The 13,429-nt window shown below is 66.4% G+C and carries 14 protein-coding genes; 3 read left to right on the forward strand and 11 right to left on the reverse strand.

Annotated features, from left to right (window positions below; all coding sequences use genetic code 11):
- Positions 1-7 precede the first annotated feature (7 nt).
- A complete protein-coding gene (locus ACFWVD_RS22305; protein ID WP_379245714.1) occupies positions 8-853 on the forward strand; it encodes a helix-turn-helix transcriptional regulator in 846 nt (281 codons plus the stop codon).
- A 1-nt stretch (position 854) separates the two neighbouring features.
- Here ACFWVD_RS22305 and ACFWVD_RS22310 read toward each other — a convergent pair whose 3' ends face one another.
- Together ACFWVD_RS22310 and ACFWVD_RS22315 are read right to left on the reverse strand one after the other, a co-directional pair.
- Positions 855-1,130: a YggT family protein gene (locus ACFWVD_RS22310; RefSeq protein ID WP_379245716.1), complete on the reverse strand. Its 276-nt coding sequence runs from the start codon at positions 1,128-1,130 to the stop codon at positions 855-857.
- Between the two features lie 149 nt (positions 1,131-1,279).
- Positions 1,280-2,167 carry an alpha/beta fold hydrolase gene (locus ACFWVD_RS22315; protein ID WP_379245718.1) on the reverse strand — a complete coding sequence of 296 codons (888 nt, stop codon included), beginning with the start codon at positions 2,165-2,167 and terminating at the stop codon, positions 1,280-1,282.
- A gap of 90 nt (positions 2,168-2,257) precedes the next feature.
- Between ACFWVD_RS22315 and ACFWVD_RS22320 the strand changes: the two genes are divergently transcribed.
- Positions 2,258-2,854, forward strand: coding sequence for a TetR/AcrR family transcriptional regulator (locus ACFWVD_RS22320; protein WP_379245720.1), 597 nt, complete (start codon positions 2,258-2,260; stop codon positions 2,852-2,854).
- A 52-nt stretch (positions 2,855-2,906) separates the two neighbouring features.
- Here the strand turns inward: ACFWVD_RS22320 and der are convergent, their stop codons facing one another.
- The 9 genes from der to ACFWVD_RS22365 all read right to left on the reverse strand — a co-directional run bounded on the left by der (position 2,907) and on the right by ACFWVD_RS22365 (position 12,466).
- Complete coding sequence (gene der, locus ACFWVD_RS22325; RefSeq protein ID WP_379245722.1) at positions 2,907-4,322, reverse strand: ribosome biogenesis GTPase Der; 1,416 nt, start codon at positions 4,320-4,322, stop codon at positions 2,907-2,909.
- Positions 4,319-5,023, reverse strand: coding sequence for a (d)CMP kinase (cmk, locus tag ACFWVD_RS22330; RefSeq protein WP_379245768.1), 705 nt, complete (start codon positions 5,021-5,023; stop codon positions 4,319-4,321). The genes der and cmk overlap by 4 nt, the downstream gene beginning before the upstream one ends.
- Positions 5,024-5,061: 38 nt before the next feature.
- Positions 5,062-6,489, reverse strand: a complete 1,428-nt coding sequence (locus ACFWVD_RS22335) for a pseudouridine synthase (RefSeq protein WP_379245724.1) — start codon at positions 6,487-6,489, stop codon at positions 5,062-5,064.
- An 8-nt stretch (positions 6,490-6,497) separates the two neighbouring features.
- On the reverse strand, positions 6,498-7,154 hold the full coding sequence (gene scpB / locus ACFWVD_RS22340; RefSeq protein ID WP_379245726.1) for an SMC-Scp complex subunit ScpB: 657 nt from the start codon (positions 7,152-7,154) through the stop codon (positions 6,498-6,500).
- Positions 7,151-8,014 carry a segregation and condensation protein A gene (locus ACFWVD_RS22345; RefSeq protein WP_379245728.1) on the reverse strand — a complete coding sequence of 288 codons (864 nt, stop codon included), beginning with the start codon at positions 8,012-8,014 and terminating at the stop codon, positions 7,151-7,153. Before ACFWVD_RS22345 ends, scpB begins: the two co-directional genes overlap by 4 nt.
- A gap of 17 nt (positions 8,015-8,031) precedes the next feature.
- The gene (locus ACFWVD_RS22350; RefSeq protein WP_379245770.1) at positions 8,032-8,865 is read right to left on the reverse strand and encodes a ParA family protein; all 834 of its coding nucleotides are present in this window, start codon (positions 8,863-8,865) and stop codon (positions 8,032-8,034) included.
- Positions 8,866-9,115: 250 nt separating this feature from the next.
- The gene (gene xerD, locus ACFWVD_RS22355; protein ID WP_379245730.1) at positions 9,116-10,048 is read right to left on the reverse strand and encodes a site-specific tyrosine recombinase XerD; all 933 of its coding nucleotides are present in this window, start codon (positions 10,046-10,048) and stop codon (positions 9,116-9,118) included.
- 29 nt (positions 10,049-10,077) lie between these two features.
- Positions 10,078-10,734 carry an NUDIX domain-containing protein gene (locus tag ACFWVD_RS22360; RefSeq protein ID WP_379245732.1) on the reverse strand — a complete coding sequence of 219 codons (657 nt, stop codon included), beginning with the start codon at positions 10,732-10,734 and terminating at the stop codon, positions 10,078-10,080.
- A 10-nt stretch (positions 10,735-10,744) separates the two neighbouring features.
- Entirely contained in the window at positions 10,745-12,466 is a 1,722-nt protein-coding gene (locus tag ACFWVD_RS22365) for a CTP synthase (protein ID WP_379245734.1), read from the reverse strand.
- 328 nt (positions 12,467-12,794) lie between these two features.
- Between ACFWVD_RS22365 and ACFWVD_RS22370 the strand changes: the two genes are divergently transcribed.
- A partial coding sequence (locus tag ACFWVD_RS22370; RefSeq protein ID WP_379245736.1) for a TetR/AcrR family transcriptional regulator occupies positions 12,795-13,429 on the forward strand: 635 nt, incomplete at its 3' end.

Genomic DNA, 13,429 nt, shown 5'->3' on the forward strand with positions numbered 1-13,429 from the left:
CGAACACATGGATTCCGACAATCGTCTCGGCGCGTTTCTGCGGGCCCGGCGCCAGCAAGTGAGCCCCGAGGAGTTCGGGATGGCCGGTGGCGGTCAGCGCCGGGTGGCCGGACTGCGGCGCGAGGAAGTGGCGATGTTGGCGGGAATGAGCGCCGATTACTACGTTCGGCTCGAGCAGGGGCGTGACAAGCATCCGTCGGATCAGATCGTGGCGGCGTTGGCGCGGGTGTTCGCCCTCGACGAGGACGGCGTCGCGCATCTGCGGGAGCTGGCGCGGCCCGCGCCGCGACGGACCCGCGCGCCGCGACGACCCGAGCGGGTCACGCCGAGTCTGCTGCGGCTGATGCGTACCTGGTCGGCTACGCCGGCGCTGGTGTACGGGCGGCATATGGACGTGCTGGCCGCGACGCCGCTGGCCGTCGCGCTGAATGCCTGTTCGGTGCCGGGAGTCAATCAGGTCAGGATGGTGTTCCTGAATCCCGAGGCGCGCAACGTTTTTCCGGATTGGCCGACCATCGCCGCGGAAACGCTGGCCGCGCTGCGGGTCAGCGCGGGCACCGATCTCGACGACCCGCGCCTGACCGAACTGGTCGGCGAGCTGTCGTTGAAGAGTGAGGACTTCCGTCGGCTCTGGGCCAAGCACGAGGTGCGCGCGAAAACCGCTGGGGAGAAGCGGTTCGCGCATCCGCTGGTGGGTGAGCTCGCGTTGTCCTACGAGACGTTCACGGTCAACGGGGCGCCGGGGCAGACGCTCGTCGTCTATCACGCCGAGCCGGGCTCCGATGCCGAGCAGTCACTGGCACTGCTCGGCACCATCGACACCGCACCCGCGAGCGCCACGGCGGCGCACTGATCTACAGGCTGAACGCCACCGAGCGCAGGATCAGCACGGCGATGAACACCGCGGTGAACGCCAGGTCGAGCCCGAAATCACCGATGCGAATGGGCTTCAACACTTTTCGCACCGGGGCGATCACCGGTTCGGTCGCGGCATGGGTCACCTCCCGCGCCTTGCGTGCCCACTGCGGGCCGTTGCCCAGCGCATCGATCCAGTCGACCACCATCCTGGCGATCAACAGCACCAAGAACACCGTCAACGCGTAGCCGACCAGGGTTCCGACAAGACTCATGACGCACTCCTCGCGGAGGCCACAGGGGACCTCTTACCGCTCTCAACGTGCCCGACATTGCCAAGGTGTCCACCATCGGGTGGTTCTCAGTCGATTATCAGGCCTGCGGGAGTGTTCTTCGGGGTGATCGCGGACGTGGCGGGCGTCGGCTACTCGCCGTGGCGGGCGTCTGTCGGTTCGTAGCGGCGGGTGAAGTCGAGGATGCGGGAGGTCACCACGCCGGGGATCTGATAGAGGATGCCGTGGCCGATGTTCGGGAAGATCTCGGTTTCGCAAGTGGCGATGTTGTCGCGTAGACGTTGTGTAGCCAGCTCGGCGTCCACGATCTGGGAATCCGCACCGAAAAGACCAAGGGTCGGGACCGTGATCTCGGCCAATCTCTCGTCGGAGAACATGCGTGGGTAGCCGATGGCGGGGGAGAACTTCAGCGCTGCCTTCACACCGGCGAATTCCGCATCGGAGAGGGCAACCCCGGGATTGAGCCACTCCTGCATCTTGCGCAGATTCTTGTCGGTCGGCCGAGCGCCGACCTTGATCATCGTCCACAGCACGCTCCACGAGAGCTTGGTCAGCGTGCCGCCGGGCTCCGAGATCGTCAGGCTCGCCAACCGCCGCCGCTCCCCCGCGGCGATCGCCATCGCCAGCCACGCACCCTGCGAATATCCGACCAGATGTACCTTCTCGACACCGAGACCGTCGAGTACTTCACCAAGCCAGGCACCGAATTCGAACTCGTCGATCGGCGCGGTCTGCACGCTGAGCCCCGGTGCGCCGATCATCTCCGGCGCGTACACCACGCGGTCTCGCGCGAGATCGGCGATCATGTGACTCCACATGAGGCTGTTGCCACCGAGCGAGTGCATCATCAGGATCGGAACACCTTGTCCGACACCCGATTTGCGCACCTTCGTCGAACCGAAGGAGGTGGGGACGTCGTGCATGGTAGAGGGAACCGGCCACTGCTTTTCCAGTTCTCGATAGGTCCGCATGTACTCCTCGCGAGCCTTGTCGTTCTTGAATCGTCCGAGCTTGGCCATGACCACCCCTGTTCCTCGTTGGTGATATCACCGTACCACAAAGGTGGTATGGGCGTACCATGAAAACCTGCCGGGACAGAAGGAGGCGACGTGCCACGTTTGGCCGATCACGAAGAACGGCGCAGGTCGATCACCAGTGCCGCGCGGCGGGTCATCGCGAGGGGCGGGCTCGAAGCCGCGACCTTTCAATCCGTTGCCGCCGAGGCCGGGGTCTCGGTGCGGTCGGTGCAGTACTACTTCGGCACCAAACGGGAGTTCCTGCTCGCCACCCACCGGGCTGTCGTCGAGGCTTCGGGTGCGCGGATGACGCAGGCGTTCGCGACACTGGGACCCGACGCGGGACCGCGCGATATCGTCCGCATCATCGCGCTCTCGCTGCTGCCACTGGACGAGCCGAGCCGCCAGGACGCGATCATCCTCGGCATCTTCCACGCGGCGGCGCTAGCCGGTCCCGACATCGACTCCACCGATACCGTGGGCGCGCCCAACTACATCGTCGACGCGATCGCCGGCCAGCTGCGGCAGTTGCGCGGGACCGATACCGACGACAAGGCGCTGATCACCGATGCCGAGGTGATCCTGCTCGCGGTCGGCGGGCTGGCGCAGGGCATGCTCACCAACGACGACTATGCCTCGCGCGCAACACAATTGGTCGATCACCTACTGGACCGCGTGCTCGACGCCTGAAAGACGAACAGCCCCGGCGGAATTCGCCGGGGCTGTGTCGTACACGCACGAATTACTTCTTGCGTTCCTTCTTTTCGCGCACGCGCACCGAGATGCGCACCGGCGAGCCGTCGAAGCCGAACTCTTCACGCAGGCGACGTTCGAGGAAGCGGCGGTAACCCGCCTCGAGGAAGCCGGTGGTGAACAGCACGAACGTCGGCGGGCGGGTGCTGGCCTGGGTGGCGAACATGACGCGGGGCTGGCGGCCGCCGCGCATCGGCGGCGGGGTGGCCGCGATGACCTCTTTGAGCCAGGTGTTCAGGCGGCCGGTGGAGATGCGCTTGTCCCAGGACTCGAGCGCGGTTTCCATCTGCGGCACCAGCTTGGCCACGGCGCGGCCGGTGTGCGCGGAGATGTTGACGCGCTGCGCCCACGGCACGCGCACGAGATCGCGGTCGATCTCGCGTTCGAGCATGTAGCGGCGGTCCTCGTCGACCAGGTCCCACTTGTTGAACGCCAGCACCAGCGCGCGACCGGAGTCCGCGACCAGGCTGATCACGCGCAGGTCCTGCTCGGTCATCGGCACCGAGGCGTCGATGAGCATGATCGCGACCTCGGAGGCTTCCAGCGCCGACTTCGTGCGCAGCGAGGCGTAGAACTCGGTGCCGGTGGCGTTGGAGACCTTGCGGCGCAGGCCTGCGGTGTCGACGAACTTCCAGGTCTTGCCACCCAACTCGACCAGCGAGTCGACCGGGTCGACGGTGGTGCCCGCGACATCGTGCACGACCGAACGCTCGTCGCCCGCCAGCTTGTTGAGCAGGCTGGACTTGCCGACGTTGGGCTTGCCGACCAGGGCCACGCGACGCGGACCCGCGACGGCGGTGCCTTCGCGCGGGGTCTCGGGCAGCGCGCCGAGCACGTCGTCGAGCAGGTCACCGGTGCCACGACCGTGCGCGGCCGAGACCATGCGCGGTTCGCCCAGACCCAGCGACCACAGCGAGGCAGCCTCGAGTTCGACCTTCTGGTCGTCGACCTTGTTGGCCACCAGGATCACCGGGATCTTGGAGCGGCGCAGCTTGCGCACCGCGGCCTCGTCGGTGGTGGTCGCCCCGACGGTGGCGTCGACCACGAGCAGGATCGCGTCGGCGGTTTCCATGGCCACCTCGGCCTGGCGCGCGACGTGCGCCTGCAGGCCCTTGGCGTCGGGTTCCCAACCGCCGGTGTCCTGCACCATGAAACGGCGTCCGGCCCAGTTGGCCTCGTACGAAATGCGGTCACGGGTCACACCCGGAACGTCCTCGACGACGGCTTCACGTCGGCCGAGAATGCGGTTGACCAGGGTCGACTTGCCCACGTTCGGGCGCCCGACCACGGCAAGCGTCGGCATAGCGACGAACTGCTCGCCCTCGCCGTCGCCGTCGAGTTCCAGGCCTTCCCATTCGGACTCGTCGGTCCAGGTTCCGTCGCCTGCGATTACCTCTTCGATCATCGCGGACCTCCTGTCGTGGCCGAAAGCTGCTGAGCCACCACGCGATACAGCTGTTCGATGGTCTGTGCCATCGTCAGGTCGCTGGTGTCGACCTGCACCGCGTCGGCGGCGGGGCGCAAGGGCGACAGGGTGCGGGTGGAGTCGAGATTGTCGCGGCGTTGCACGTCGGCCAGCACGGCCGAGTAGTCGTCGCCGCGACCCTCGCGGATGTTCTGCGCGTTGCGTCGTTGCGCGCGAGCCTGCGCCGACGCGGTGAGGTAGATCTTGACGTCGGCGCCGGTGAGCACGACGGTGCCGATGTCGCGGCCTTCGACCACGATGCGTCCGGACATCGCCGTGATCTCGCGCTGCAGCGCGACCAGCTGCTCGCGCACCGGGCCCACCGCCGACACCGCGGACACGGCCTTGGTGACGGCCTCGCCGCGGATCTCGCTCGACACGTCCTCACCGTCGAGTTCGATCACCTCGCGGCTGGGATCGGTGCCGATCGAAAGCGGTAGTGCCGCAACGGTTTCCGCGATCGCGTCGGTGTCGGCCAGGTCGACGCCAGCACGCAGCACGCACAGGGTCGCGACCCGGTACATCGCACCGGTGTCGAGGTAGCGGGCACCAAGACGCGTGGCAAGACGTCGTGACACGCTGGATTTGCCGGTACCCGAAGGACCGTCCATCGCGACCACGAGCGTCGCGTCACCGGTCATCGCGTCGCCTGCGAATTCCAAGGGGAAATCCACACCGTTCACAGCTGTACCGCCTCGTAGAGTTTGCCGATCTCGTCGCGGCCGAGCACCCGCAACGTGCCGGGACGCTGATCACCCAGCGCCACGGGGCCCAGGTGGGTGCGAACCAGCCGGATCACCGGGTGGCCGACCTCGTCCAGGAGCCTACGCACGATGTGCTTGCGGCCCTCGTGCAACACGAGCTTGACCAGCGAACGACCCTGGTACGCCTCGAGCAGGATGAACTTGTCGACCTTGGCGGGCCCGTCCTCGAGCTCGACACCTTCGCGCAGGCGCTTGCTGACCAAGCGGTAGTTCACCTCGCCGTCGACGGTGGCCAGGTAGGTCTTGGGCACCTCGAACGAGGGGTGCATCAGTCGATGCGCCATCTCGCCGTCGTTGGTGACCAGCAGCAGGCCCTCGGTGTCGGCGTCGAGGCGTCCGACGTGGAACAGGCGCTGACCGGCGGCGATCCGCTCGGCGATGATGTCGCCCACGCAGGGACGGCCCAGATCGTCGGACATGGTGGACTGCCAGCCCTTGGGCTTGTTCAGCACCAGGTGCACCAGTTCGTCACGGACCACGACACGGGTGCCGTCGACGCGCACGACCGCGTTCTCGGCGTCGATGCGCAGACCCTGCTCACGCACGATCTTGCCGTCGACCTCGACACGCCCGGCGGCGATCATCTCCTCGGCGGCGCGACGCGAAGCCACACCGGCCTTGGCGAGAACCTTCTGCAGGCGTTCGCCTTCGCCCCACGGAAGCTTCTTGGGGCCCTCGGTGACGTCGGAGTGCTGGTGACGCGCGGGCTTGGCGTTGTTCAGGATCGTCGGGGCGACGACCTTCTTCTGCGGCTTCGTGGACTTCTTGCGAGCCGCGAAGGCCTGGGTGCCTGCCGAGGCGCCGCTGCGCTGACCGGCCGTGCCGCCACGCTGGACGTCGCCACCACGCGGGTAGCCGCCGGTGCTGCGACGTTCCTCGCGCTGGCCCGCGCCGGCAGGGGCACCGCGACGATCGTCACGCTGGTAACCACCGGCGGACGCCCCGCGACCGGCCGGAGCGCCACGACGGTCGTCACGCTGGTACCCGCCACCGGACGCACCGCGACCGGCCGGGGCACCCCGTCGATCATCACGCTGGTAACCGCCGGGCGCACTGCCACGACGGTCGTCACGCTGGTACCCACCACCGGTGGAGGAGCCACGGCGACCGCCGGACTCCGCATCACGCTGGTAGCTACCCGCGGACCGGGCTGCTGTTTGATTGCCGCGCTGGAAGCCACCCGCGCCGGTGCCGCGGCGGGCCGGTGCCTCGCCTCGGGAGCCACCCTGCCCGGTGCGCGCACTGTCGCCGCGGTTGCCCGCGGTTCGATTCGCGCCACTACGTGGCTGGTCGCTGCGATTTCGTCGATCCGGTGTGCCATCTCGGCGAGCGGAATTATTCATCTGTCCTGTCAATCGTCGGTGCCGAGATCCATATCGGACTCGGCGGGTTTCTTCAGTCTGAGCAACCGTGGATCGGTTTCCAGACTCTCGCTGATCTCGTCGATCAGATCGACGCCGGGAAGCAGCGGCGCCAGCGGTGGCAGGTCGCCCAGCGAGGCGAGCCCGATCCGTTCGAGGAACAACTCGGTGGTGCGGTACATCGTGCCGTTGGTTTCGGGGTCTTGACCCGCTTCCGCGATCAAGCCTCTGGCCAGCAGCGTGCGCATCACTCCGTCGACGTTCACCCCTCGGACCGCGCTGACCCGCATGCGGGTCACCGGCTGGCGGTAGGCCACTACCGCCAAGGTTTCCAAGGCGGCCCGGGTCAGTTTGGTCCGGGCCCCGTCGAGCAGTACACGCTCGACGTAGGGCGCGTACTCCTGTCGAGTATAGAAGCGCCATCCGTCACCGACGAAACGCAGGTCGATGCCGCTGCCCCGTTCGGTCAGTTCGGCCGCCATCGCGCGCAGGACCTTTTCGACGCGTTCAGTCGTGTCGTCCAGGGCCGCTGCCAGCTGTTCTGTGGGTGCGGGGGCGTCGACGACGAGCAGCATCGCCTCGAGCGCGGACCGCACTTCGAGGTCGTCGAGTGGCTCGGAGGTGAATTCCACCACTGCTTCAGTCACCCGTAATCCTCCTCGAAAGTCAACGCCGCCGCTTCGGCTTCAGGGTCCAGTTCACCGAGCCAGCTCACGGCCAACGGCCCGAGCGGATCGGGTTGGTCGAACGCGATGGTCTTGCCGCGATACAGCTCCAACAACGCCAGGAACCGCGCGACGATTTCCACCGGGATTGTGCAGTCCACCACCAGTTCGGCGAAAGTCGTCCACCCGCCTGGCCCGCGTTGCTTCAACAGGGCAAGCACCAGTTCGGCCTGTTCGGCGACCGAAATGGTGTGCATGTGCAGGTGTCCCAGGCCCACTTCGGCGATCGGGCGTGGCCGGAAAGCCGCGGCGGCGATCTGGGCGAACGCGGCGATATCGACGCCGAGGGTGACATCGGGCAGCAGCCCTTCGAACTGTTCCTCGAGCGCCACCGAACGCGGATACCGGCGCAGCGCTGCGGCTTCCAGCTCGGCCAGCAGCTCCGCGACCTGCTTGAACGCGCGGTATTGCAGCAGTCGCGCGAACAGCAGGTCGCGAGCGTCGAGCAGTTCCAGGTCGTCGGCGTCGGTCATCTCGCCCGAAGGCAGCAGCCGTGCCGCCTTGAGATCGAGCAAAGTGGCGGCCACGACCAGGAATTCGGTGGTCTGATCCAGAATCTTGTCCGCGCGCAGTTTGGTGTTTCCGGCCAGCTCCGCGGTCAATGCCTTGGTGTAGGCGATGAATTCGTCGGTGACCTGGTGCAACGCGATTTCGGTGACATCGAGTTTGCGCGAGCTGATCAAATTCAGCAGCAGATCGAACGGGCCCTCGAAATTGGTCAGGCGGAGATGAAATCCGGGTTTCTGCGCGGCCGGCACCGCGTCTTCGGGTACTGCTTGCACCGCAGGTATAGCTCCGATCACCGGCCAGACCGGTGAATGACTTCACGTGCCATCGCCCGATACGATTCCGCGCCGCCCGATTTCGGCGACCAGGTGGTGATCGGTTCGCCGGCCACGCTGGCATCGGGGAAGCGCACGGTGCGCGAGATGGCGGTGTCGTAGACCAGATCGCCGAACACCTCGACCACGCGCGACATCACCTGACGCGAATGCAGCAGGCGCGCATCGAACATGGTGACCACGATGCCGTACAGGCTCAGTCGCGGGTTGAGACGGTCGCGCACTTTCTCGACGGTGTCGTTGAGCAGTGCCAGACCGCGCAGCGAAAAGTATTCGCATTCCATCGGAATGATCACACCGTCCGAGCAGGCCAGCGCGTTCACCGTGAGCAGGCCCAGCGAGGGCTGGCAGTCGATGAGGATGTAGTCGTAGCGATCACGCACCGCGTGCAGGGCGCGTCCCAGCGACTGTTCGCGGCCGACCTCGTTGACCAGTTGGATCTCCGCGGCGGAAAGATCGATGTTGCTGGGTAACAGGTCCATGCCGTCGACCTTGGTGGTCTGCAGCACATCGTCGACCTTGGCCTTGCCGCCGATCAACAAGTCGTGCACGGTGAGGTCGAGATCATGGTGTGCCACACCGAGTCCGGCCGACAGCGCACCCTGCGGGTCGAGGTCGACCAGCAACACGCGGCGTCCGTATTCGGCAAGTGCCGCACCGAGATTGATGGTCGACGTCGTTTTTCCGACGCCGCCCTTCTGATTGCACATGGCCACAACCAGTGCGTCGCCGTGTCGTTGAATCTGCGGTGGATCGGGCACCAGACGCAGCGGTCGGCCGGTCGGGCCCATCTCGACGGGCTCGGTGACCTGCTCCGGTCCACCGTCCCACGGTGTTTCCGCTGTCGTCACGATCCGCTGCTCCTTATACGTTTTCCTTGCCGGTAACCCCTGTCGAGGGTAGCGAGGCCGATTCGGAACCGGTTCGCTTTCGTTCGGTCCAGCTGTGGGTAGACGCTACCGCTCCCACCGGTGAGGTACGGCATGGCAACGCCGGGCGTGTTCGCACGATACCCGCTTCTGCCACACCGGTGCTCGCGGTTCATGTCGCGCGCGGATGGGCGGTGGCCCACACTTCGCGCAGCGTACTCACCGTGACCAGCGTGTAGATCTGGGTCGTGGTCACCGACGCGTGGCCCAGCAGCTCCTGCACCACACGGACATCCGCGCCACCGTCGAGCAAGTGCGTGGCGAACGAATGGCGCAGGGTGTGCGGCGAGACCGTCGCCCCGATTCCCGCGCGTTCGGCGGCGGTCTGTAGGACCTGCCATGCGCTCTGCCGTGAAAGTCTGCCGCCGCGCACGTTGAGGAAAAGTGCTCCGCCGCAGCCTTTTCCGTTCGCTGCGAGAACAGGTCGACCGCGCACCAGATAGGCGTCGACGGCGGCAAGTGCCGGACGGCCGATGGGGACAAGGCGTTGCTTTCCGCCTTTGCCGTGCAGGACCACGCAGCGTTGTTCGGCATCGATATCGTCGACATCGAGGCCGACCATTTCCGAAATACGGGCGCCCGTGGAGTACAGCAATTCCAGTAGCGCGCGGTCGCGCAGCCCGCGCGGTCCCCCATCCGAACCCGCGGCCTCGCCACCTGCCGCCTCGAGAAGTTGCAGAACCTGGTCGTACGGCAACGCTTTCGGAAGTCGTCGACCCGGTGCCGGAGGTTTGACCGCGTGCGCCACATCGGTATCGGTGATGCCCTCGGCAGCGGCGAAGCGATGCAGGCCACGTACCGCGATCAACGCCCTGGCCACCGAACTCGCTGCCAGCGCAGGATGATCGGCGGTGCCCGCGCGCAACACCATGGTGAATTCCGCGACATCGCCCTGCGCCACCGCGCGCACACTGTCGACGCCGCGGCCGGTCAGGAAATTTCGGTACCGGGCCAGGTCGCGACGGTAAGCGCCCAGGGTGTTGCGCGCGGCTCCGCGCTCGACCGCCAAGTGGTCGAGGTAGGCGGCTATCTCACGCTCGAGCACTGCGGTCTAGTTCCCGCCGACCGCTGAGGTCACGCCTGGTTACCGCGTGCCGCCGCTTCCGCGACTTTTCGCCGCAGAAACTTCGTCGGTTGACCCGGCCACGGCGCGTCGGCCTGCCGCAACGGCACACCGCTGGCTTCGGCTGCGGCGTACGCCAGCACCCCGGCGACAGCGGTCGCGTTCACGATCTCCCCCGCCAACGCCGCGCGCACCGCTTCTTGCAGCGGCATCCGCACCAGTTCCAGGTCGGCTTCCTCGTGCTCGGGATCGGGCCGGTCGGTGGCGCTGAGACCGGTCGCGAAGAACACCCGCAGCGCCTCGTCGGTGAACCCCGGCGACAACGCCACATCCACCAGCACCGACCACTGCTGCGCGGCCAGACCGGTCTCCTCGGCCAGCTCGCGCTTGGCCGCGGTGAGCGGATCCTCGCCATCGATATCGAGCAACCCGGCGGGCAATTCCAACAACCTGGTGCCGATCGGATGCCGGTACTGGCGGATCAACACGACATTGCCGTCGTCGTCGAGCGCGAGCACGGCCACCGCACCGTGATGCTCGATCACCTCACGCTCGGCGACCCGCCCGTCCGGCATCCGCACCTGATCCTGGCGCAGGGCCAGGATCGCGCCGCTATAGAGCACCCGGCTCGACACCGTCTCGAAATCGTGCCTGCCGGGCTCGCTCATATGCCTGCTCCTAGATCTCCGCTGCCTGCTCCGCGAGCTCTTCCTCCGGGAAGTCTACGGGAAGCCGTTCGGCCAGTTTATATTTCAACGCCGCGTTGATCAGCGCCGCGAACAGCGGATGCGGCCGGGTCGGACGGCTCTTGAGCTCCGGGTGCGCCTGCGTGGCCACGAAGAACGGGTGCACCGACGCCGGGTATTCCACGAACTCCACCAGGTGCCCGTCGGGCGAGGTGCCCGAGAACACCAGACCGCTCTTGGCGATCGCGTCACGGTAGGAGTTGTTCACCTCGAACCGGTGCCGGTGCCGCTCGGACACGTTCTCGGTGCCGTACGCCTGCGCGACCACCGAGCCCTTCTTCAAGGTCGCCGGGTACGCGCCCAGACGCATGGTGCCGCCCAGATCGGCCTCACCGGCGATGACGTCTTCCTGATCGGCCATGGTCGAGATGACCGGGTTCTTGGTGTCGGGATCGAACTCCGCGGAGTTCGCGTCCTCGATACCCACCGAGCGCGCCGCCTCGACAACCACACACTGCAGACCCAGACACAGACCCAGCAGCGGGATACCGCGATGACGGGCGTAACTGATCGCGCCGAGCTTGCCCTCGATGCCACGAATACCGAACCCACCGGGAATCAGCACCGCGTCCACATCACGCAACGCCGCCTGCGCGCCGGCCTCGGTCTCACACTCGTCCGACGGCACCCAGCGGATGTTCACCTTGGCACGATGCGCGAAACCACCCGCACGCAGCGCCTCGGTCACCGACAGGTACGCATCCGGCAGGTCGACGTACTTGCCCACCAGCGCGACCTCGACGGTCTCCCGCGGGGCATGCACACGATCGAGCAGATCGCCCCACACGGTCCAATCCACGTCGCGGAACGGCAACCCCAGCTTGCGCACCACATACGCATCGAGGCCCTCGGCGTGCAGCACCTTCGGAATGTCGTAGATCGACGGGGCGTCCGGCGTGGAAATGCACGCCTCCACATCGACGTCACACATCAGCGCGATCTTGTTCTTCAGACCCTGCGGCACCTCACGGTCACACCGCAGAATCAACGCATCGGGCTGGATACCGATATTGCGCAACGCCGCCACCGAATGCTGCGTCGGCTTGGTCTTGAGCTCACCCGACGGCGCCAGATACGGCACCAACGACACATGCAGGAAGAACACGTTGTCGCGACCCACATCGTGACGCACCTGACGCGCCGCCTCGAGGAACGGCTGCGACTCGATGTCACCCACGGTGCCACCGATCTCGGTGATCACCACATCCGGCACATGACCCTCGAGATCAGGACCCTGCATCGCCAGGATGCGGTTCTTGATCTCATCGGTGATATGCGGGATGACCTGCACCGTATCGCCCAGATACTCGCCGCGACGCTCCTTGGCGATCACCGTCGAATAGATCTGCCCGGTCGTCACGTTCGCGTCCGCGGTCAGATCACGATCCAGGAAACGCTCGTAATGACCCACATCCAGATCGGTCTCGGCACCATCCTCGGTGACGAACACCTCGCCGTGCTGGAACGGGTTCATGGTGCCCGGATCCACGTTCAGATACGGGTCGAGCTTCTGCATCGTCACCCGCATACCGCGCGCGGTCAGAAGCTGACCGAGGCTGGAGGCGGTGAGACCCTTACCCAAAGAGGAGGCGACGCCACCGCTCACGAAGATGTGCTTGGTGGCATTCTTAGCCTGATTCCGTTGATGACCCACGGACCACCACTGTACCGCTAGTCCGCCTCTCCGCGTATTTTGCCGGTCGTTTGCGGGCGGCGTGTTGGTCTCGCGGGCCGGCGGAGAGGCGCGGGGAGACGTCTGGGCGTACCCGGTGAGTTACCGATGTTCTTGCGTGATCAGTTGTTACGTCGTTTACGCGAGTCGCGGGAGCTCGGTGTGGGTAGGTGGTGAGGTTCTCAATCGGTGGGGCGCGGCTACCAGTGGCGGCGGCGATAGGATCGCGGGGATGAGATCGCTATCGAAGGCGCCGGGCGGCGAGGCGGGGGCTGATACCCGTCAGCGGATTCTCGCTGCGGCGGTGGAGATGGCGGAGACCACCGGGCTGCGCAAGGTGGCGATGGAGGAGATCGCGCGGCGGGCCCGGGTCGGTCGGGCCACGCTCTATCTGCATTTCTCCGGTCGCGACGATCTGATCTCGGCCATGATCGACGACCAGTTGGCGCGGTTCTTCGCCGACGTGCAGACCGTTCTCGACCAGCACGACAACGGCGAGGACCAGCTGATCTACGGGTTCGCGCACGCGTTTCGGCTGTTGTTCGGCAACAAGGCGTTGAGCACCGTCCTCGCGGTCAATCCGGAGATCTTGCAACCGGCGATCATCGGCGAGAGCCGGGCGCTGCTGATGGGACGGGCGCTGGTCGAATCGGCGATGGGTACCCAAGACCTGCCCGCGGAGTCACGTTCGATGTTCGCCGAGCACGTCGCCCGGATGTTCCACACCTACATGCTGATCCCGACACACCTGGTCGATATGACGGCGCCGGGCGTCGCCGAGGACTTCGCGCGGCAATTCCTGCTCCCGGTACGCGATCATCTGCTCGCGCAGGCTCAGCGCACGGCGGCGCGGCGCCAACCCCCAAAAGGCCGCGGAAGCCCCAGCAGCCCCCGGAGGAGAAAAACCTTGGGAAAGGGGGCCACCCTAGCCCCTTTTTTCCCCTC

It is taken from the genome of Nocardia sp. NPDC058666 (genome assembly GCF_042714895.1).
Lineage (GTDB): Bacteria > Actinomycetota > Actinomycetes > Mycobacteriales > Mycobacteriaceae > Nocardia.

Excerpts from the sequence above, each read along its gene's own strand:
- ACFWVD_RS22360 (WP_379245732.1), bottom strand. The coding sequence starts at position 10,734 with ATGAGCGAGCCCGGCAGGCACGATTTCGAGACGGTGTCGAGCCGGGTG.
- ACFWVD_RS22335 (WP_379245724.1), bottom strand. The coding sequence starts at position 6,489 with ATGAATAATTCCGCTCGCCGAGATGGCACACCGGATCGACGAAATCGC.
- cmk (WP_379245768.1), bottom strand. The coding sequence starts at position 5,023 with ATGACCGGTGACGCGACGCTCGTGGTCGCGATGGACGGTCCTTCGGGT.
- der (WP_379245722.1), bottom strand. The coding sequence starts at position 4,322 with ATGATCGAAGAGGTAATCGCAGGCGACGGAACCTGGACCGACGAGTCC.
- ACFWVD_RS22310 (WP_379245716.1), bottom strand. The coding sequence starts at position 1,130 with ATGAGTCTTGTCGGAACCCTGGTCGGCTACGCGTTGACGGTGTTCTTG.
- ACFWVD_RS22315 (WP_379245718.1), bottom strand. The coding sequence starts at position 2,167 with ATGGCCAAGCTCGGACGATTCAAGAACGACAAGGCTCGCGAGGAGTAC.
- ACFWVD_RS22305 (WP_379245714.1), top strand. The coding sequence starts at position 8 with ATGGATTCCGACAATCGTCTCGGCGCGTTTCTGCGGGCCCGGCGCCAG.
- ACFWVD_RS22350 (WP_379245770.1), bottom strand. The coding sequence starts at position 8,865 with ATGGGCCCGACCGGCCGACCGCTGCGTCTGGTGCCCGATCCACCGCAG.